The sequence below is a fragment of the Streptomyces bathyalis genome, from assembly GCF_015910445.1.
In the GTDB taxonomy this organism is placed as follows: Bacteria; Actinomycetota; Actinomycetes; order Streptomycetales; family Streptomycetaceae; genus Streptomyces; species Streptomyces bathyalis.
Window position 1 is genome coordinate 4,574,013 of record NZ_CP048882.1, and the last position, 19,117, is coordinate 4,593,129.

Consider the following 19,117-nt stretch of genomic DNA (forward strand, 5'->3'; position numbering starts at 1 on the left):
GTCATGCCGAGTAGGGACGCTGTCGTTCGGGAGGCCGCCGGGATGGGTGAAGCGCGTGGGCGCCCGCTGCACGAGGCGGCCGAGACGGGGTCGGCGGAGGCCGTCGCCGAGCTGGCCGCTCGCGCGGACGACGTCGACGCCCTGGACGCCGAGGGCCGCACCGCCCTGTGGGCCGCGGTGTGCTGGGGCCGTGCCGACGTCGTGGAAGTGCTGCTCGCCGCGGGCGCCGACCCGTGGCGCGAGGTGCTGCACGGCTGGTCGCCGGGGCGGCTCGCCCTTGCGACACCGCTGCTGTCCTCCCTCGTGCAACCACCGCCGGGCGACGCCCTGTTGACCGCTGAGGAGCTGGCCACGGCCGCCGAGGCCGCGCGGCTCGCCGCGGTGTTCGAGGGTGCGATCGAGGAGGGGGCGGGGGTGACGTTCGTCGGAGGCCGTGACGCAGGGGAGGCCGTCCGCCGGCTCGGGGCGGAGCCATGTGACGCCCCGGACGACGAGTACGACCCGGGCCCCTCGTACGTCGGCGTCACACCCGTTGACGGGGGATGCGCCCTGGCTCAGCCCCTCGGCTTCGAGGTCACGGACCCGCACACCCTGCGGCGCCTGTCTGCCGGCGGAGCCGTCGCGTACGGGGTCCACTTCAACGCCAAGAGCGGTTCGCAGGGCGGTTTCTCGCGGGACGGGCAGTACGAGGACGACTCGCTGGTCGGTCTGCCCCCGAGCCCCGGGGACGCCCCGGAGCGGCTGCTGCTCAGATTTCTCCACGGTCTGCCGGATTCAGCGGGCGAACTCGGGTACGCGTGCGCCATGACGGGTGTGAGGCCTCGGGACGCTGCCGCGGTGACGGGCCCGCCGCACCAGTGGGTTCAAGTCCGCGACTGGGTCTGACCGTTCGACGACTCTTCCGGTGGACGGTCCGGGACGGCCTCCGCGTCTCGTAGGGGCGATGCACGCCTGTTGCACCGATCCGACCCGAGTAGATGCCGTTCCCGTCGTTTTTCCGTTGTTTCTCTCCTTCCTCTTGTTTTTCTTGTTTTCTTGCTGATGCACTCGCATGTCTTCGCTGGCGAGCATTGTTCGCTTTTGCTCGGCGATTCAGGTGGGCATTGCGGAACGGATTCTCCGACGACGGGCGTCGCCCAGCCTTTGCCCGGAGTCACCCGTGTGTTCCGCTCACCAGCGGCGAGCGGAATGCGGAGGCAGAAGTACGGGTCCGGAACATGTGCCGTGCCGACTGCCGTGACCACACCGCTGTTTGATTGATCAACGGAATCGGGCGCTGCCCGTGAGCAGGGAATCCCCAGGTCGCAGGCGCGAGGAATGGGCGCCGCCGAGTGTTGCCGTATCACTCGGGGCGGGCTCTCAACTTCCTTCTGCCTGAGCTTCCCACTCAGGGTGACGGCATCTACACTGACGCCGCGTCAACCGGCTCCACTTCTCCTCGATATGTGAAAGTTGCGGTCAACCTATTGAGTACCGAATCTTTAACAGACCGGACAGGGTTCAGACGCCAGACGGTGTGGCCCGCCGCGCTTTTACTTGCGGCTGTCGCGGTCATCGCGCAGATGGTCAGCTGGTGGACGCGGTCCCCCGCGGTAATGGCGAGCGGTTCGGTCGCGGTCGTCGGACTGCTGGCGTGCCTGCCGCACCTGTGGCGGATGCACCGCGAGGACATACGCCATGCCGATCGCTGCGCGGAGCAGGCCGAGCAGGCACAGCGCGCCGCCGACCGCCAGGTCAGCTCGGAGAGGGCGCGCCTGACGGAACAGTGGCAGACCTGGTCGCAGTCGCAGTTCGAGGCCTTCCACGAGTCCCTTGAGCAGTGGTGCCGCGACCTGCACATCGTGCTCACGGAGCGGCGCAAGCCCGACTCCCCCCTCCCCAACCTGAGCCCCCAGACGGCGAAGCTGCTCAACGGCGCGCTCGAAGAGGTGGACGAGGAGCTCATCGACGTCCAGGACGCCTGTGAGCACGCGATCGTCTTCCTCGCCCAGCGGCTCCAGACGGGCGGTCTGCAGATCCAGGAGAAGGCCGGCGCCCTCATCGACCGGCCCGAGCCCGGACTGCCCGAACTCGGCATCGAGATCGACCACTTGGCGACGACGTTCGCCCACCACGCGCAGAGCCTGCGCATCCTCGGCGGTTCGTGGACGGGCCAGCAGTGGCAGGAGACGGTTCCCCTCACGGACATCGTCCGCGCCGCCGGCGGTCAGATCACCGACTACCAGCGCGTGGTGATCGGCGGCGAACCCGACCTGGGCGTCAAGGACTTCGCGGCCGAATGGCTCATCCACCTCGTCGCGGAGATCCTCGGGAACGCGACGACCTACAGCCCCAGCAGCAAGGAGGTCACCGCACAGCTGGAGGCAGTTCCCTCGGGAGCGGTCATCCAGATCGACGACCGCGGTACGGGTATGACGGAGGCCCGGCTCCAGAAGGCCCTCGAACTCGTCGCCGGCCCGCGCGACGTCAGCATCCGCGACCTGCAGACCCCGCAGGTCGGCCTGGCCGTGGTCGGCAACATCGCACGCCGGCTGAAGCTCAGGGTGAGCCTGGGACGTTCGCCGTACGGAGGCATCCGCGCCGTCGTACTCGTGCCCATGGACCTCCTCGAAGCAATCGACCCGGTGTACACGATGCCCGTCCCCGAAGGTGCCGCCGGCCCCGAGGCCGAAGAACACAAGGCAGAGCCCGCCGAACGTGCTGAGCGGCGGGAGAACCCCCTCCCGGTGCGCACCCGTCCGCAGGAGACCGCCCCGGCTAGCACGCCGGCCCCGGCTCCCGAGCCTGCTTCCGCGTTCGACCCGGAGCGGTCCACTTCCGCGTTCGCCACGGAGCGGTCCACTTCCACGTTCGACCCGCAGCGGACCGCTTCCGCGTTCGCCAGGGGACGGTCGGAGAGCACCGAACCCTCGTCCGGTTCGGAACCCCCTGCCGTGGGGCTGCCGCGGCGACGCTCGCCCCGTCACACACAGACGGCCGGTCCCGTCGAAGCAGAACAGCACAGCGTCGGCAGCGATGAGGACCCGGAAGCCGCCGCTTCCTTCATGAGCTCCTTCGTGCTGGGGGGCCGGGCCTCGACCGATGATGAAACCGATTCACCCCAGGGGGACGACGACCGATGAGTCACGAAGCAGCCGCTCACGACCAGTCCTGGATGCTCAGTGACGTAGCTGATGTCCCCGGTGTGCAGCACGCCGTGGTCCTCAGCGCCGACGGGCTGGTCCGCGCCCGTACGAACGATCTGGGCATCGACGAGGCCGACACGCTTGCCGCGGCGGCGGCCGGACTGCAGTCGCTGGGCGTCAGCCTGGCGGGCCGCTTCGGCGAAGGCGGGCTGAAGCAGCACATGGTCGAGTGGAAAGGCGGCTTCCTCTTCCTGCGCGGAGCAGGGGACGGGTCCCGCCTCGCGGTGATCACCAGCAACAAGGTCGATCCCGGAGTGATCGCCTCCCAGATGGTGCTCCAGGTGCAGCGGTTCGGCGACCACCAGGGCAGCCCGCCGAGGAGGCGCTCAGTCACGTGACCCGACCGAGAGGACCGAAAAGGGGACCCGTGCGCCCCTACGTGCTGACCGGAGGGCGGGCTCGGCCTCGTCAACGGCTCGCAATCGAGACTCTGTTGGAGACCGTCGACCCCGAGGGCACCGAACTCCCGGTGACTGCCAGCAGGCAGGAACGGATGCTGTGGCGGATGTGCCGCCACAGACTCTCCGTGGCGGAGTCCGCAGCGCACCTGGGCCTGTCGGTCAGCGTCGTCACGATCCTCGCCTGCGACCTGATCGATGCCGGCTACCTGACCACACGTTCGCAGGTCCCAAAGGCGCAGCTTCCCGACGTGCACATACTCCAAGAGGTACTGGATGGACTCCGCAGACAACTCAGCGCCTGAGAGGCGCTATCTGGCACCGACAGTCGACCAGGCGCTGAAGATCCTCGTCGTCGGCTCCTTCGGGGTCGGCAAGACGACGCTCGTGGGGAGCGTCAGCGAGATCGATCCGCTGCGCACCGAGGAGACCATCACCCAGGCCAGCACGGGCGTGGACGACCTCTCCGGACTGTCGGGGAAGACCGCCACGACCGTGGCCATGGATTTCGGGCGCATCACGCTCAACTCCCGGATGGTGCTGTACCTCTTCGGCACGCCGGGCCAGCGTCGCTTCTGGGACCTGTGGGAGGGGCTGGTCATCGGATCGATCGGCCTGCTCGTCGTCATCGACACGAGAAGGATCGAGGACAGCTTCGAGATCCTCGACCAACTCGACGTGCGCAGCCTCCCGTTCGCCGTCGCCATCAACCAGTTCCCGGACTCGGTGCGCTACGACGAGGCGGATCTGCGCGAGGCCCTCGACCTGCTTCCGGAGACCCCGCTCGTCCACATCGACGCCCGTAACCGCCATTCCTCGACGCAGGCGCTGATCAGCCTCGTCGAGTACGCCGCCCGCATCAAAGCTCAGGAGAAGGTTGCGTGACCACACCGGCACCGACGCGTCCTTTCGACTCCGAGACGCTCGTCTCGCTCACGGACATCACCCAGTCCAGAGACCCGCACCGCATCTACCACCAACTCCGGCTGCAGTACGGCCCGGTGGCGCCCGTTCTGCTGGAGCCGGGAGTGCCCGGGTGGCTCGTGATGGGTCTGGAGCAGCTGCGCATCATCACCGAGCGCGAGGCGCTCTTCTCGCGTGACGCGCGCAACTGGCGGGACCTCAACGACGGCATCGTCTCGCCCGACTCGGGACTGCTGCCGATGATGGCCTACCGGCCCAACGTCATCGGCGCCGACCAGCAGGAGCACCGGCGTCTGCGCCAGCCCCTGGACGACGGAGTCGGACGCATCAACCACCGCGCGCTGCGCCGCCAGGTGCAGCGCATCTGCAAGGAACTCATCAACACCTTCGCCCAGTTCGGCAGGGCCGACCTCGTCGCCGACTACGCCGCGTACGTCCCGATGCTGGCCGTCGCGAGCCTCTTCGGCCTGGACACACGCCAGGGCCACGAGCTGCGTGCCGCGCTGATCGCGCTGTTCAGCAGCCAGACGGACTCGCAGGTCGGCAACCGAAGCTTCGAGCAGATCCTGTTCGACACCCTGCGGGAGCGGCAGCAGAACCCCACCGAGGATCTGACGACCGCCCTGATGAACCACCCGAACCTTCAGGACGACCCCGAGGTTCTCCAGTCCATGGTGGTGATGATCTCCGCCGGGAACGAGACCACGACCTGCTGGATCGCGCACACCCTCTACCGGATGATCACGGACACCTCGTTCGACGACCGTCTGCGAAGCGGCCAGCTCGGCGTGGACGACGCGCTCGACGAGGTGCTGTGGCGCGAACCGCCGATGACGCACATGCCCGCGCGCTACGCGCTGCGCGACATCGAACTGGGCGGCCAGTCCATCCGCCACGGCGACGTGCTCATCCTCGGGCTCTCCGCCGCGAATTCGGACCCGGCACTCGCGCCGGGCGGGCAGCGTCCGCCCAACAACCGTGCGCACATGGCCTATTCGGCCGGACCGCACATGTGCCCGGCGCAGGACACCTCACGCGTGATCACCCGTACGGCCGTGGACACCGCGCTGCACCTGCTGCCCGGACTGCGGCTGACCGTGACGCCCGGCGAGATCACCTGGAACCCCTCGCCCTGGACACGCTGCCCGACACAACTGCCCGTCGCGTTCGCCGTTCCCCACGAGATCCGCACCCCGCCCGCATCCGCCGCTCGTCCCATTGGAGAGACCGTATGACGGCCGACCAGGCATCACCCACATCAGGCGTACCCGTCCTGGAACTGGACCCCCACGGCCGCGACCACATGGGAGAGGCCGCGAGACTCCGCGGGCTGGGACCGGTGGTGCGCGTCAGGCTGCCGGGTGATGTGGAGGCGTGGAGCGTCACACGCCACCAGCTGCTCAACGAGCTGGTGATGGACCCGCGCATCTCCAAGGACTGGCACAACTGGGGCGCCATGCAGCGCGGCGAGATCCCCGACGACTGGCCGCTGATCGGCATGGTCAAGGTCACCAACATGGTCACCGCCGACGGTGCCGAGCACCGCCGGCTGCGCAAGCTCGTGAGCCAGACCTTCACGGCACGCCGCGTGGAGGAACTGCGGCCCACGACCTCCGAGATCGTCGAGAACCTGCTGCAGGCGCTGCCGTCGCACGCGGACCCCGACGGCACCGTCGACCTGCGCAAGCACTTCGCCTACCCGGTGCCCATGCAGGTCATCAGCGACCTCTTCGGCATCCCGGACCACGAACGGCCGGAGCTGCGCGAGGCCGTGGACAAGATCTTCCGTTCCGACCTGTCCCCCGAGGTGGTCGGCGCGAACCAGATCGCCGTCTACCAGCTGCTGGCCCGCGTCGTCGAACTGCGGGGCAAGGAGCGGGGGGACGACCTCACCAGCGCCCTGATCTCCGCACGGGAGGCCGAGCCGGACGCGCTGACGCAGGAGGAACTCGTCGGCACGCTCCTCGTGATGCTCTCGGCGGGCCACGAGACCACGCTCAGCCTCATCGTCAACGCCGTACGGGCCCTGCTCACGCACCCGGACCAACTCGCCCTCACCAGGGGCGAGGAGGACATGTGGCCCGCGGTCGTCGAGGAGACGCTGCGGTGGGAGGCGCCCATCGGCAACTTCCCCTTCCGTTACGCGACGGAGGACATCGAGGTCGCGGGCGTCACCATCCCGGCGGGCGACCCGATCATGGCCCCTTACAGCGCGGTCGGCAGGGACCCGCAGCAGCACGGCCCGGACGCGGACTCTTTCGACATCAGCCGCGAACAGGCACGGCACCTCTCGTTCGGTCATGGCGTGCACGCGTGTCTGGGTGCACCGCTCGCCCGGCTGGAGGCCACCATCGCGCTGCGTGAACTCTTCGCGCGCTACCCGGACATGATCCTCGGAGCCGTGCCCGGCACCCTCGAGCCGGTGCCGTCGATGTTCTCCAACAGCGTCACGACGCTGCCCGTACGGCTCGGCAGGCCCGCCGGGTAGCCGCGCCGGTAGCAGGGACGGCGGGGGACCAGCCACGCCGTCCCTCCCTCGGGCCGTCCGCCCGGGGGCGACTGTGGGGCCGCTCCAGCCGGCCCGGACCGTACGGGGAGGGGGAGCAGGGGCACGTCGCGCATCTGCCCCACGTACGGACCGAACACGCACGTCCGCACGCAGCAGCTGCCCGAAGCACCACCGAGGTTCTTCACGGAAGGCGCGACGACCATGCTCGACGGACAGGAGTACCCGAAGCCGGAGGCATCCTCCGGAGGTCTGCCGGGTCAGGGCCCCGCGGCACGCTCCGGACCGCCCCGCATAGCCAGGACCGGGACAGGTCCCGGAACCCGGGCCGCGACCCGGACCCGGACCCGCCCCCGCGAGGAGACGGAGACCGAGACCCGCAAGGCCGCGCGGCAACACCTCGAGGACTGGCTGGATTTACGCTACGGGGACCCGCTGGCCGAGCAGCACCGTTGGGCCCTGCTGCCGCCCGGCAAGCTGCTCCGCCCCGTGCTCCTGCTGGAGTCCGCGGCGGCCGTGGGCGGCAGCACGGAGCAAGTCGAGCCCGTGGCAACGGGGTTCGAGCTGATGCACGCAGGCAGCCTCATACACGACGACATCATCGACGGGGACGAGCTGCGCCGAGGGCGCGCGGCGATCCACCGCCGCTTCGGCGCCGACCGGGCCATCGTCGGTGCCGACGCCCTCTTCTTCGCCGTCTTCGAGACCCTCGGAGAGTGCCGCAGGCGCGGTGTCCCAGACCGTCTGATCACAGAGGCGACGGCCGTCATCGCCGAAGCCGGACTGGAGATCACCCGAGGGGCCACGATGGAGCTGGACCTCAGCGGCACCCTCCACGACGACATCGACACGTACATGGAAGTGGCGCGGCTGAAGACGGCTGCCCTGCTGCGCGCGGCATGCCGCACCGGTGCCGTACTCGCAGGGGCGACGGCCGAACAGACCGCCGCGCTCACTGAGTTCGGGGAGGCGCTCGGGATCGCCTTCCAGATACAGGACGACCTGCTGCCGTACGCTCCGCTGCCCCGCGGTACGGGAGGGGACGACGGTGTGGCGGGCAAGTCGCGCACCAGCGATCTGCGCAACGGACGCCCCGTACTGCCGCACCTGCTCGCCCACCGTCACGGCAGCGACGCCGACCGCGCGCTCCTGGCCGAACTCCTCGACGGAGGCACGGACGAGGAGCTTCGGCAGGACCGGCTGCATCGGCTCCTGGACAAGACGGGGGCGTTGAGGGCCGCGCAGCAGGCCGCCGATTCGCATCTGGACCGCTGCCGCAGGGCGCTCAAAGTGCTGCCGCCCAGCCCGCACCGTCACCGCCTCGCCGAGCTGGCCGACCAGTACACCAGCCGGGCCAGACCCGTGACGGTCGCGCACGCGTCCGCGAGCACGAGGACGGGGGAGGCAAGAGCCGGGGTGCCGGCGAAGGAGAAGCCGGCGGGGGACGGGCCAGTGCCGGAGGCGCCCCGAGAGACACCGGTCGGCGAGAAGAAGGGGGCCGTCACCGCCCTGCGCCGGCTCCCCGGCCACGTGTGGCGCGAGATCTTCATCAGCTACCGCTTCAACAGCAACGACCTGTGGTCGACCGTCGTGCCGGCCTCCTGCTTCGTCGTCGCCGCGGTGAGGAGCGCGGGGCTCGGGGCGTACGCTGCCGCCCTCACCGTCGCGGGGGCCGTGCTCTACTTCTGGCTCTTCATCTACGGATCGAGCCTCATCAACCAGATCACCGGTGTGGAGGAGGACCGGCTCAACAAGCCCTTCCGTCCTCTGGTCACCGGCGACAGCACCATGCGCGGGGCGAAGCGCCGCCTGGCCGCCGTCCACGTTCTCTTCCCCGCCGTCGGTCTTCTCCTGGGCGTGGTGGAGTGGGCCCTGCTGTGGCAGCTGCTGTTCATGCTCCACTACGCGTGGGGAGGGCACCGGCACTGGTTCGCCAAGAACCTCCTGATCGCGCTCGGCGTCGTCTCCCAGCTCGCCTCCGCCTGGGAGATGGTCACGCCCATCACCACCGCCGCGTGGCACTGGATATTCACGATGGCCGCCATGACGTTCCTGATCATCGGCGTCCAGGACCTGCGGGACGTGGAAGGCGACCGGACGCTGGACCGGCGCACCATGCCGATCGTCCTCGGCGACCTTCCTTGCCGCATCTACTTCGCTGTGAGCTTCGTGGCGCTGCTTCCCGTCACGCACTTCGTGATGGTGGCACCCGCCGGTTTCCATTGGTGGACGGCTGCCATCGACGCAGCACTGGCCGGCTTGAGCCTCCTGCTGGCCGCCCGCGTACTGCTGTTGCGCACACCCGCACAGGACCACCGCACGCAGCGGTTCGTGGAGTGGTGGTACACCTTCGTCCTCGGCACCGCCGTCGTGCTGCTGTGAACGGCCGCCATGCCGGTGCCTGAGAAAGGGGCCTGAGACGGGGGCCTCCGGGTACGCGGCCTGGCGTCATACGGAACCGCAGCAGCAAGCGAGAGAGCCGAGGAGTTCGCCCCATGTCGAAACCACCGCTTCCCGACGACGCAGTGGCAGTGCTGGAGAAGGCCAACCCGGCCGTCATCACGACTCTGCGATCCGACGGCCAGCCGGTGTCCACGGCGACCTGGTACCTGTGGGAGAAGGGCCGGGTCCTGGTCAACATGGACGAGGCCCGCAAGCGGCTGGAGCACATGCGCAACGACCCCCGCGTCACCCTCACCGTGCTCGACGAGGGCAACTGGTACACGCATGTGAGCCTCATCGGCCGCGTCGCGGAATTCCGCGACGACGAGGGTCTGGCCGACATCGACCGGCTCGCGCACCGCTACCTCGGCAAGCAGTATCCGCAACGGGACCGGGGCAGGGTCAGTGCCTGGATCGAGATCGACCGGTGGCACGGGTGGGGCTCGGCCAAGGACAGCGGCCAGGCGGGTGACGGGGCACGGCCGCCCGCCCCGGCCGGCCCTTCCGGCGGCCGTTCCTGCCCCGGTCCTCCGTGAATCGGTCGCTCTTGGGTGAGTCCGCCGGTCCTCGGCGGCGGGTCAGTCCTCGGTGAGGGAGAGCGCCTGGCTGGGACAGGTTCCGACCGCCTCCCGCACCCCGTCCAGCCCGCCCTCGGCGGGCCTTTCGACCAGGACGAGGACGGTGCCGTCCTCCTCGTCCTGGTCGAACACCGAGGGCTCGCTGAGCACGCACTGGCCGGCGCCGACGCAACGCGTGGTGTCCGCGACGATGCGCATCGCTTCTCCTTGTCCTTGTGCCGCTTCGGGCAAGCGCTACCAGGTGACCGGGAGTTCGTAGAGGCCGTAGATGTTGCTGTCGTCCTTGAAGGGCAGTTCGTCGACGGGTGCGGCGAGGCGCAGTCCCGGAACGCGCCGGAACAAGGTCTCGAAGACCATCTCCAGCTCCATCCGCGCCAGGTTCTGGCCGAGGCACTGGTGAGCGCCGAACCCGAAGGCCACGTGGTGCCTGTCACCGCGCCCGATGTCGAGTTCGCCGGGACGGGAGAAGACGCCGGGGTCGTGGTTCGCGGAGTTGCCGAGCCCGACGACTCCCTCGCCGGCCCGGATGAGGACCCCGCCGATCTCGACGTCCTCGGTCGCCACCCGGGAGGTCACGGCGTCAACGATGCTGAAGTAGCGCAGCAGTTCCTCGACGGCTTCCGGCATCGCGTCGGGGTCCTCGCCGAGCCTGCTCCGCTCACCGGGGTGTTCCAGGAGGGCGAGCGTGCCCAGCGAGATCATGTTCGCCGTCGTCTCGTGCCCCGCGATGAGAAGGAGCACGGCGAGGCTCACCAGGTCCTCGTGGTCGCCCCTGCCCGTCTCCCGCTGCTTGAGTACCTGCCTGCCGAGCAGGTCGTCGCTCGGGTCCTTCTCCTTCTGCGTGACCAACGCGTCGAGGTACGTGCGGAGTTCGTCGCGAGCCTGCTCGCGCGAGGCCACCGGCTCGGTGCGGCGCAGAAGCCGTGCCGACCGCGACTGGAAGAAGTCGTGATCGGCGTACGGCACCCCGAGCAACTCGCAGATGACCAGGGAGGGAACCGGCAGCGACAGCGACCGGACGAGGTCGGCCGGACGGGGTCCCGCCAGCAGGGCGTCGACGTGCTCGTCCACGATCTGCTGGATGCGCGGCCGAAGCGCCGCCATCCGCTTGACGGTGAACTCGCCGACCACCGCCCGGCGGGCGGGCCCGTGCTCCGGCGGGTCCATCGAGATCAGCGACAGCTTGAACCGTGCGGCGAGTTGCTGCTGCCCCTCGGCGAGCACGGGGAAGCCGGGACGGGTGCGGTCCGCGCTGAAACGCGGGTCGGCGAGCATCGCCCGTACGTCCTCGTGCCGGGTCAGCGCCCACGCCGTGCGGCCCCCGGGCAGGCCGACGCGGGAGACCGGTGAGTTCTCGCGCATCCGCTCGTACTCCGCGGGCGGTGAGAACGGGCACGTGCGGGGGACGGGCAGTGTCACCGTGGGCTGATCGCTCGTCATGGGACCCCAATCAGGGACGCGGTTTTCACGTGGCGGATCTTCAGCGGCGCGCGGTTTCACGGTAGTTAAGTGGATGATTTTCGTCCACATGGCGGGGTGAAAGAATCAGCCAACTTCCTTGGAAAGGCGGGGACATGGCGGCCGGCTCCAGCTCCAGCTCCGGGTCAGCGACGGATTCCGTGCCCGGTTCCGTGACAGGTTCCGCGAGGGGCGCCGGAACCGGTGCCGACGCGGATGCCGTGAGCGGGTCCGGAACCCCGCTGCGGGCCGACGCGCTGCGCAACCGCCGGAAGATCCTCGCCGCCGCCAAGGAGATGTTCGCCGTCCGCGGGCCCGACGTGCCGATGGAGGACGTCGCCCGCCGCGCGGCCGTCGGCGTCGCCACGCTCTACCGGCGCTTCCCCGACCGGGAGACGCTGATCCGCGCTGTCGCCAGGGACACCTTCGCCCGTGTGCTGGAGGAGTCCCGCGCCGCCGTCGCCGAGGAACCGGGGGCATGGGAGGCGCTCGTACGGATGCTGCGCAGCTCACGGGAGCTTCAGCTGAGTGTCCAGCTCGCCGTCCACTCCCAACTGGCCCGCGACACCATCCGGGACGATCCCGGGACGGGCCGCTTCCGCGACGAACTGCTCGGCGTGCTCGACCGGGTGGTGAAGGCGGCCCAGGAGGAGGGGACGCTGCGCGGCGACATCGGCACCGGCGACGTCGCCGCCCTGCTCTCGCTCCTGCTGCGCCGTACTCCCGACCCGCCCGACGGCTCCGCCGGCGTCGCCGCGGAGCGTGCGATGGGGCTCATGCTCGACGGCCTGCGCGCCCGCCCCGGCAACACGTCCCTGCCCGGGGACCCGCTGTCCGTGGGCGACTTCGACGAGCAGGAGAAGAGGAACCTCCGGCGCTGACGAGCGGTCGAGCATGGCCGGGCGCCGAGTCGCGGCCGCGCCGGGGGACCGGCGTCGTTGGGTGCTCAGCCGCTGGTGCAGACGACGAGCACGTTCCCCGAGTTCGCCTCCTTGGCCATGGACGCCTGTTGGTGGTCGGAGAAGAGAGCCAAGGCGCCGGCCAGCAGGACGACGCCCGAGGCCACCGCGGTGACACGACCGGCACGGCCGGTCGGAGCCGCGACCCGGGCTCCGTCGGAACCGCGCACACGACGGCGACCGAGTACATGGAGCAACACGGCCAGAGCCGCCGCCCCGAACCCCGCGTAGGCCAGGGCGAAGTGGCTCCACGGCACGGGACTTCCCTCGCAGGCCGCGAGGAGATGCCGCTCGGCCTGTACGAGTGCGCCGGTCGTGCAGGCAGCAGCGAGGACGGTGAGGGCGACGAGGATCGCGAACGGCGTCGCACGCCCGCGCCGAGCCGTGGTGATCGGGTCCAACTCCTTGCTCCGTACTGCCGTTACGCCGTTACGCGTCGATGCCCCGGTACCGCCGTCCAACGGCGGCCGCGGCCCGGGTGGGCCGGGTGGGCCGGGCGGCATATATATCAGCGCACCGTCCGCCATGCGAAAGGAGTTCGCCCGTCGCGCGGCCCATCTCCGCTGTGACCTCGCCCTCTTGAGCAGGTGCTCAAGTGCTGTGTATTTTGAGCGAGCGCTCAAATTCATGAGGAGGGGGTTCCGGTGCGGCTCTACATCGAGACGCGCATCCGTGCCGGCCTCGGTACGGTCTGGGACCGCAGCCGGCAGCCGGACGAACACAAGCGCTGGGACCTGCGGTTCGGCGACATCACATACCTGCCGTGCGCGCCGGGGGAGCCGCAGCGCTTCCGGTACGCGACACGGGTGCTGCCGATGGTCACGATCGCCGGCACCGGGGTCTCGGCGGGCGAGCGCGAGCGCCCGGACGGCAGCCGGGTCTCGGCCCTCCGGTTCTCCTCCGCGCATCCGCTGTCCCTCATCGCGGAGGGCAGCGGTTACTGGCGCTACGTCCCCGACGGCGACGGGCTGCGCTTCCTCACCGGATACGACTACCGGCCGCGCTGGGGACGGTTCGGCCGGGTCGCCGACCGGTTCCTCTTCCGGCCCCTCATGGGCTGGGCGACGGCCTGGTCCTTCGACCGGCTCCGGCTGTGGTGCGAGCGCGGCATCTCCCCGGAGCGCTCGCTGCTGCATGCGCTCGCGGAGCTGCTCGTCCGCGCGGCGGCGGTGCTCGCGGCGGTGGCCGCGGCCATTGCCCTCGTCCCTGACCGTTCGCCGGGTGGTGTCGTCCTCGCGGCGGTGGTCCCGGCCGTCGTGGCCGCCGCCGCGCTGCTCGTGACCCCGCTGCCGGTCACCCCCGCCGCCCGCCGCGCCCTGCGCCGTCCGCCCGGGCGTGCACACGGTGCGGACCGTGCGGGCGCCGAATCCGTCCCCGCCCTTCTCGGAACCCTGGAGCAGCCATGACCTCGATCTTCCAGCGGGCGCTCGGCGCCGACTTCGACAAGCTCCATCCGCACATCCGGCGGCGCTTCTCCGTCGGCCTGGCCAGTAGCGAGGCGTGCGTCGGATCCGGCCGGATGACGCGGATCTGGCACGGCCGCAGCTTCGTCCGGCCGTTCCTGGCCCTCGGCGGCAGCCGCAACATCCTCGTGCCGCGGGCCGGACGGGACGTCCCCTTCACCATCGAGAACTTCCCCTACACGGACTCCTTCGGCCGCGAGACCGTCACTTTCGTGCGGACGTTCACCTTCCCCCGCCGCACCCACCGCTTCGACGCCACCATGGTCTTCAGCCCGGAGCGGGGCTGCATCGTCGACTACCTCGGTACGCACCAGCACCTCGCCACCGACCTGCACCTGTCGGCCGACACGGACGGCGCCCTGGTCATCCGCTCCGGCGAGCACCGCTTCCGCGAGGGACGGGTCGATGTCAGGGTGCCGGACGCGATAGGGGGTGACGCGGTGGTGCGTGAGTCGTACGACGACGCGACGGGCCGGTTCCGGGTCCAAGTGAGGGTGGAGAACCGGAAGTTCGGGCCGCTCTTCGGCTACGAGGGGTTCTTCACCGCCGAGTTCTCCGACGCCACCGGACGCCCCGTGCCGGCCGGACTGCGCCCGGTGCGCGAGGAGTCCAGGGCGTGAGCGGCGACACCCGTACCAAGCTCCTTGCCGGTGCGCTGCGGACGGTGACCGAGCAGGGTTACGCCAAGACCTCCGCCCGTACCGTCGCCGCGGCGGCCGGAGTCAACCAGGCGCTGGTCTTCTACCACTTCGGCAGCGTCGACGAACTCCTCGCCGCCGCTTGCCGGTTCGGCGCCGAGCAGCGGGTCGCGCTGTACCGCGAACGTCTTGCGCGGGTGGAGAGCCTGGCCGAACTCGTCACCCTCGCAAGGGAGTTGCACTCCGAGGAGCGCGCCGGCGGCCATGTCGCGGTTCTCGCACAGCTTCTGTCGGGTGCTCAGACGCAGCCGCGTCTCGCTCCCGCCACGTCCGCGGGGCTCGCGCTGTGGATCGACGAGGTCGAACAGGTGCTGGCGCGTGTGCTCGCCGGATCGCCGATCGCCGAGTTCGTGGACGCTCCCGGTCTCGCCCGGGCGATCGCGGCCGGATTCGTCGGACTGGAGCTCTACGAGGGCGTCGACGAGGAGGGTGCGCAGCGCGCCCTGGACGCGCTCGAGCAGCTGTCCGGACTGGTCGGCGTGCTGGAGGAACTCGGCCCCGTCGCTCAGCGGGCTGTACGGGCGCGGCTGCGCCGGAGCGGCGGCCGTCGCCCTTAGGGCGTATCCGGCGTATCCGGCGTATCCGGCGGATCTTGCCGGACAGGCCCCTGGCCCTCGTCCCGGGGAGGGCTCAGCGCTTGAGCGTGAAGGTGAGCTTGCCGGAGAGCTTGCCGCTGAGCCGGACTGCCGCGACGACCTACCCTTCCGTGATGAGCGTTCCGACCTCGGCCCGCGAGAGGCCGCAGCCTTCGGCGATCTGCCGCACCGGCCGGACACCGCTCCGCGCCGCGAAGCGGACCGAGACGTCGATCACCTTGTGGTCCAGGTGATCCGATCCGCCGGTGTCGAGGAGCCAGGCGTTGTCCCGGTCGAGAGCTGTGCGATCACGGCGCCCGGACGCACACGCCTCCAGCGTCTCCGGGGCTTGTTCCGGAGGGGCATCCGGGTGCCGGATCCGGACAGAGTGAACCCCCGGACGTACAACACCGTCCCGCCGGGTACCCGGAGGCGAGCACCGGAGCACACTGCGGCAGGAGGGAGCCCGGCCATGGCCAGCGCGGACGAGGAGGCCGTCACGACGGTCACGGGTCGCTCTGCACGGGGAACCGTTGCACAGCGGCTCATCGACGGCCACCTGGTCGAAGGCGAGGCGCGCCCCGGCGAGGAGATCGGTCTGCGCATCGACCAGACCCTCACCCAGGACGCCACCGGCACGCTGGTGATGCAGGAGTTGGAATCGCTCGGCCTGGACCGGGTCCGTACGGAGGTCAGCGTCCAGTACGTGGACCACAACATCCTCCAGGCCGACGAGCGCAACGCCGAGGACCACGCGTTCCTGCGCTCCGCCGCCCGGCGCTTCGGCCTCTGGTACTCCAAGCCCGGCAACGGCGTCTCGCACCCCACCCACATGCAGCGCTTCGGCATTCCCGGCAAGACCCTCGCGGGTTCCGACTCGCATACGTGTGCGGCCGGTTCGCTCGGCATGCTGGCCATCGGTGTCGGCGGCCTCGAGGTGGCTCTGGCCATGGCCGGCCGTCCCCTCTACGTGCGGATGCCCCGGATCTGGGGTGTGCGCCTGACGGGTGAGCTGCCGCCGTGGGTGAGCGCCAAGGACGTCATCCTGGAGCTGCTGCGCCGCCACGGGGTCAAGGGCGCCGTCAACCGCGTCCTCGAATACCACGGCCCGGGCCTCGATTCGCTGACCGCGATGGACCGGCACGTGATCGCCAACATGGGCGCGGAACTGGGCGCCACCGCCAGCGTCTTCCCGTCCGACGACGCCGTACGGGCCTTCCTGCGGTCCGAGGGCCGCGAGGAGGACTTCGTACCGCTCACCGCGGAGCCCGGAGCCGTCTACGACCTCGACGAGGAGATCGACCTCTCCTCACTCGAACCCCTCATCGCGCGTCCTTCCTCGCCGGGCAACGTGGTGCCCGTGCGGGAGGTGGCGGGCCGGCCCGTCGACCAGTCGGTGATCGGTTCCTCCGCGAATCCCGGGCTGCGCGACTTCGCGGTGTCAGCCGCCATGGTCGCGGGGCGGAACACGGCTGCCGGGGTGAGCCTCGACATCAACCCCACGTCGCGCGAGATCCTCCAGGACCTCACCCTCTCGGGCGGCACCTTCGACCTCATCACCGCCGGTGCCCGGCTGCACCAGAGCGGCTGCCTCGGCTGCATCGGCATGGGCCAGGCACCGGCGGTGGGACGCAATTCGCTGCGCACGTTCCCCCGCAACTTCCCCGGCCGCTCCGGGACGGAGGAGGACTCCGTGTGGTTGTGCTCCCCGGAGACCGCCACCGCCTCCGCGCTGACCGGCGTCATCACCGACCCGCGCGACTGGGCGGCCGATACCGGGATGGAGGCGCCGCACATCGCACTGCCGGAGTCGGCCAGCGTGAACAAGCAGATGCTGGAGGCGCCCCTCCCCGTGGAGGAGGCCGCGTCCGTCGAGCTGGAGCGCGGCCCGAACGTCTCCGCGCTGCCCGAGTTCGACCCGCTGCCGGACACGCTGGAGGGCCCGGTGCTGCTGAAGGCCGGGGACGACGTCTCCACGGACGAGATCTCCCCTGCGGGTGCCAGGGCCCTGCCGTACCGGTCGAACATCCCCAAGCTCGCCGAGTTCACGTTCATCCGCATCGACCCGGACTATCCGCGGCGCGCGGCGGAGTCGTCCCGGGATGAGGGCAACAACGGGCACTTCGTCGTCGGCGGCGACAACTACGGCCAGGGCTCCTCACGCGAGCATGCCGCGATCACGCCGCGCTACCTGGGGCTGCGTGCCGTCGTCGCCAAGTCCTTCGCGCGCATCCACTGGCAGAACCTCGTCAACTTCGGAGTGCTGCCCCTGGAGTTCGAGGACGGCGGCGACGCCGAACGCATCCGCGGCGACGACGTGCTCCGCCTCGACGGCCTGCGCGACGCCCTCGGCGAGGGGGCTGACGCGGCGGGAGGCACGCTGCGGCTGCGGAACGTCACACGCGACGAGGAGTACGGGGTGAGGCACCGCCTCTCCGCCCGGCAGCGGGAGATCGTACGGGCCGGCGGCATCATCCCGGCCCTGGCCGCGGCGAAAACGTCCCGGTAACGGGCCCGTTCACGGGGCTCGCCGGAACCTCGTCCGGCCCGGTCACCCGGCTCCGCTCGTTCAGGAAAGCCGTCCGGCACTCTCATCTCGCTTCGCCGCGGCGCTTGCGCTGCCGGTCCGGGACGGAGAGGTGGATGAGCTCGGCGGCCTTGGTCAGCCGCGGGTGCCGGTCGACCGTCTCCCGCGTGTACCGGTCGAGCTCCTCCGCGAGCCGCACCGAACGCTTCTCCACGTCCAGCTCGTCGAGCATCCGGTCGATCTCGGCGAGCAGGGCGCCGTGGAGCTGCCACTGGCGCGGATGGTTCTGCACGCCGGTGAGCAACAGGTCCGCCACCCGGTCACGTGCCTCGCGGGCCGCGGAGAGCTCCTCCACCAGCCGGGCCTCGGCCGTGTCCGCGTCCGCGGTCACGTCACTGGTGATGAGGACGGCGAACGCCTTCACCGCCCCGGCCAGATGGGCGAACAACTCCTCCAGCGCGGCGGCCTCCTGGGGCGGGAAGAGCGGCTCGTCCTCCCGGTTCCGGGCCAGGTCCGTGAGGGTGCGGGCGGTGACGCGCAGCACCACCACGCAGATCTCCAGGGTGTCCAGACCCGTCCGCAGCACCACACGGGAGAGCAGCCCCTCCTTGACCCGCGGGTTGAGCTTCAGGCTCTCCTCGGCCTGCGCCAGGGACGCGTCCACCTGCACGATGTCGTGGTCGAGGCGGCGCGCTTCCCGCAGCCGCTCCGCGGCATCCTCCACCGGTGTGTGACGGCCGAGTTCCTCGCCGACCCGGCGGAGCAGACGGCGCAGGCGGCTGGCCAGGTCCTCGATGGCCTCGGTGGCGGACTGCGTCCACACCGGCGGCACGAAGACCACGTTGAACAGCAGGCCCACCACCGCGCCGATGAGGGTCTCCACCACGCGGTCCAGTGCCGTCGCGGCGACCTGGGTCACGCTCACGCCCAGGACGAGCATCGCGCTGATGGCAACCTCCGGCACGAACTCCTTGACGCGCACGAGGTGACCCACCGTCAGCGAGGCGAGGATCAGGATTCCCAGCGACCACCAACTCAGGCCCACCAGGTTGCTGAAGCCGACGGCGACGAGGACCCCGGCCACCACGGCGTTCACCCTCCGGATGCCCCGGGTGAGCGTGGCGTAGAGGGTGACCTGGACGACGAGCAGCGTGGTCAGCGGGGCGAGCAGCGGAATCTGGGCGTTGCTGAGCCACAGGGCCGCCAGGTAGCTGAGTACGGCTGCCGCCGTTGACCGGAGTGTCTGGGCGACCGCGGGTTCGTTGCGGCGCCGCACCAGTTCGGCGAGGGGTTCGAGAACAGCCGGCACGCGGTGCCCTTTCCCGCTCCTGTGCCGAAGCGGGCGTGCGGCCGGTGCCTGCCACCCGAGTGGGCTTCGCGGCGGGCCTCGCGGGGTGAGGCCCG

Annotated in this window: 18 protein-coding genes and 1 pseudogene; 14 read left to right on the forward strand and 5 right to left on the reverse strand. The window is 70.4% G+C overall.

Translation table 11 applies throughout. The annotated features are described in order from the left end of the window. Positions 1-42: 42 nt before the first annotated feature. The 9 genes from G4Z16_RS19920 (at position 43) to G4Z16_RS19960 (ending at position 9,991) form a co-directional block, all read left to right on the forward strand. Positions 43-885, forward strand: coding sequence for an ankyrin repeat domain-containing protein (locus tag G4Z16_RS19920; RefSeq protein WP_197352077.1), 843 nt, complete (start codon positions 43-45; stop codon positions 883-885). A gap of 710 nt (positions 886-1,595) precedes the next feature. After that, on the forward strand, positions 1,596-3,122 hold the full coding sequence (locus G4Z16_RS19925; protein ID WP_197352078.1) for an ATP-binding protein: 1,527 nt from the start codon (positions 1,596-1,598) through the stop codon (positions 3,120-3,122). Continuing rightward, on the forward strand, positions 3,119-3,523 hold the full coding sequence (locus tag G4Z16_RS19930) for a roadblock/LC7 domain-containing protein (RefSeq protein WP_037976732.1): 405 nt from the start codon (positions 3,119-3,121) through the stop codon (positions 3,521-3,523). Before G4Z16_RS19925 ends, G4Z16_RS19930 begins: the two co-directional genes overlap by 4 nt. Before the next feature lie 41 nt (positions 3,524-3,564). Further along, the gene (locus tag G4Z16_RS19935) at positions 3,565-3,888 is read left to right on the forward strand and encodes a DUF742 domain-containing protein (protein WP_343070940.1); all 324 of its coding nucleotides are present in this window, start codon (positions 3,565-3,567) and stop codon (positions 3,886-3,888) included. Beyond that, entirely contained in the window at positions 3,860-4,468 is a 609-nt protein-coding gene (locus G4Z16_RS19940; protein WP_028436634.1) for a GTP-binding protein, read from the forward strand. The genes G4Z16_RS19935 and G4Z16_RS19940 overlap by 29 nt, the downstream gene beginning before the upstream one ends. After that, positions 4,465-5,742 (forward strand): cytochrome P450 family protein, encoded by a 1,278-nt coding sequence (locus G4Z16_RS19945; RefSeq protein WP_425508095.1) that lies wholly within the window; start codon positions 4,465-4,467, stop codon positions 5,740-5,742. Before G4Z16_RS19940 ends, G4Z16_RS19945 begins: the two co-directional genes overlap by 4 nt. Continuing rightward, the gene (locus G4Z16_RS19950) at positions 5,739-6,995 is read left to right on the forward strand and encodes a cytochrome P450 family protein (RefSeq protein ID WP_197352080.1); all 1,257 of its coding nucleotides are present in this window, start codon (positions 5,739-5,741) and stop codon (positions 6,993-6,995) included. Before G4Z16_RS19945 ends, G4Z16_RS19950 begins: the two co-directional genes overlap by 4 nt. A 222-nt stretch (positions 6,996-7,217) precedes the next feature. Next, positions 7,218-9,395 carry a polyprenyl synthetase family protein gene (locus tag G4Z16_RS19955; RefSeq protein WP_197352081.1) on the forward strand — a complete coding sequence of 726 codons (2,178 nt, stop codon included), beginning with the start codon at positions 7,218-7,220 and terminating at the stop codon, positions 9,393-9,395. Positions 9,396-9,508: 113 nt separating this feature from the next. Next, positions 9,509-9,991, forward strand: a complete 483-nt coding sequence (locus G4Z16_RS19960) for a PPOX class F420-dependent oxidoreductase (RefSeq protein ID WP_197352082.1) — start codon at positions 9,509-9,511, stop codon at positions 9,989-9,991. Positions 9,992-10,033: 42 nt separating this feature from the next. Here G4Z16_RS19960 and G4Z16_RS19965 read toward each other — a convergent pair whose 3' ends face one another. Both G4Z16_RS19965 and G4Z16_RS19970 read right to left on the reverse strand, forming a co-directional pair. Next, positions 10,034-10,231, reverse strand: a complete 198-nt coding sequence (locus G4Z16_RS19965; protein ID WP_197352083.1) for a ferredoxin — start codon at positions 10,229-10,231, stop codon at positions 10,034-10,036. 36 nt (positions 10,232-10,267) lie between these two features. Further along, positions 10,268-11,473, reverse strand: coding sequence for a cytochrome P450 (locus G4Z16_RS19970; RefSeq protein WP_197352084.1), 1,206 nt, complete (start codon positions 11,471-11,473; stop codon positions 10,268-10,270). A 239-nt stretch (positions 11,474-11,712) separates the two neighbouring features. Between G4Z16_RS19970 and G4Z16_RS19975 the strand changes: the two genes are divergently transcribed. After that, positions 11,713-12,372: a TetR/AcrR family transcriptional regulator gene (locus G4Z16_RS19975; protein WP_246530958.1), complete on the forward strand. Its 660-nt coding sequence runs from the start codon at positions 11,713-11,715 to the stop codon at positions 12,370-12,372. Between the two features lie 65 nt (positions 12,373-12,437). Here the strand turns inward: G4Z16_RS19975 and G4Z16_RS19980 are convergent, their stop codons facing one another. After that, a complete protein-coding gene (locus G4Z16_RS19980; protein ID WP_197352086.1) occupies positions 12,438-12,851 on the reverse strand; it encodes a hypothetical protein in 414 nt (137 codons plus the stop codon). Positions 12,852-13,094: 243 nt separating this feature from the next. On the opposite strand from G4Z16_RS19980, the gene G4Z16_RS19985 reads away from it, so the two are divergent. From G4Z16_RS19985 to G4Z16_RS19995, 3 genes are read left to right on the forward strand one after another with little or no spacing between them, the layout of a single operon-like run. Then, the gene (locus tag G4Z16_RS19985; protein WP_197352087.1) at positions 13,095-13,856 is read left to right on the forward strand and encodes a hypothetical protein; all 762 of its coding nucleotides are present in this window, start codon (positions 13,095-13,097) and stop codon (positions 13,854-13,856) included. Beyond that, the gene (locus G4Z16_RS19990; protein WP_197352088.1) at positions 13,853-14,533 is read left to right on the forward strand and encodes a DUF4166 domain-containing protein; all 681 of its coding nucleotides are present in this window, start codon (positions 13,853-13,855) and stop codon (positions 14,531-14,533) included. The genes G4Z16_RS19985 and G4Z16_RS19990 overlap by 4 nt, the downstream gene beginning before the upstream one ends. Next, a complete protein-coding gene (locus G4Z16_RS19995) occupies positions 14,530-15,168 on the forward strand; it encodes a TetR/AcrR family transcriptional regulator (RefSeq protein ID WP_197352089.1) in 639 nt (212 codons plus the stop codon). Before G4Z16_RS19990 ends, G4Z16_RS19995 begins: the two co-directional genes overlap by 4 nt. A gap of 73 nt (positions 15,169-15,241) precedes the next feature. On the opposite strand, the pseudogene G4Z16_RS32620 reads toward G4Z16_RS19995, so the two are convergent. Continuing rightward, positions 15,242-15,502, reverse strand: a pseudogene (locus G4Z16_RS32620) (DUF1062 domain-containing protein); the annotation flags it as partial. 156 nt (positions 15,503-15,658) lie between these two features. Between G4Z16_RS32620 and G4Z16_RS20005 the strand changes: the two are divergent. Continuing rightward, positions 15,659-17,695, forward strand: coding sequence for an aconitate hydratase (locus G4Z16_RS20005; RefSeq protein ID WP_197352090.1), 2,037 nt, complete (start codon positions 15,659-15,661; stop codon positions 17,693-17,695). An 82-nt stretch (positions 17,696-17,777) separates the two neighbouring features. Here the strand turns inward: G4Z16_RS20005 and G4Z16_RS20010 are convergent, their stop codons facing one another. Continuing rightward, complete coding sequence (locus G4Z16_RS20010; protein WP_197352091.1) at positions 17,778-19,022, reverse strand: FUSC family protein; 1,245 nt, start codon at positions 19,020-19,022, stop codon at positions 17,778-17,780. Positions 19,023-19,117 lie beyond the last annotated feature (95 nt).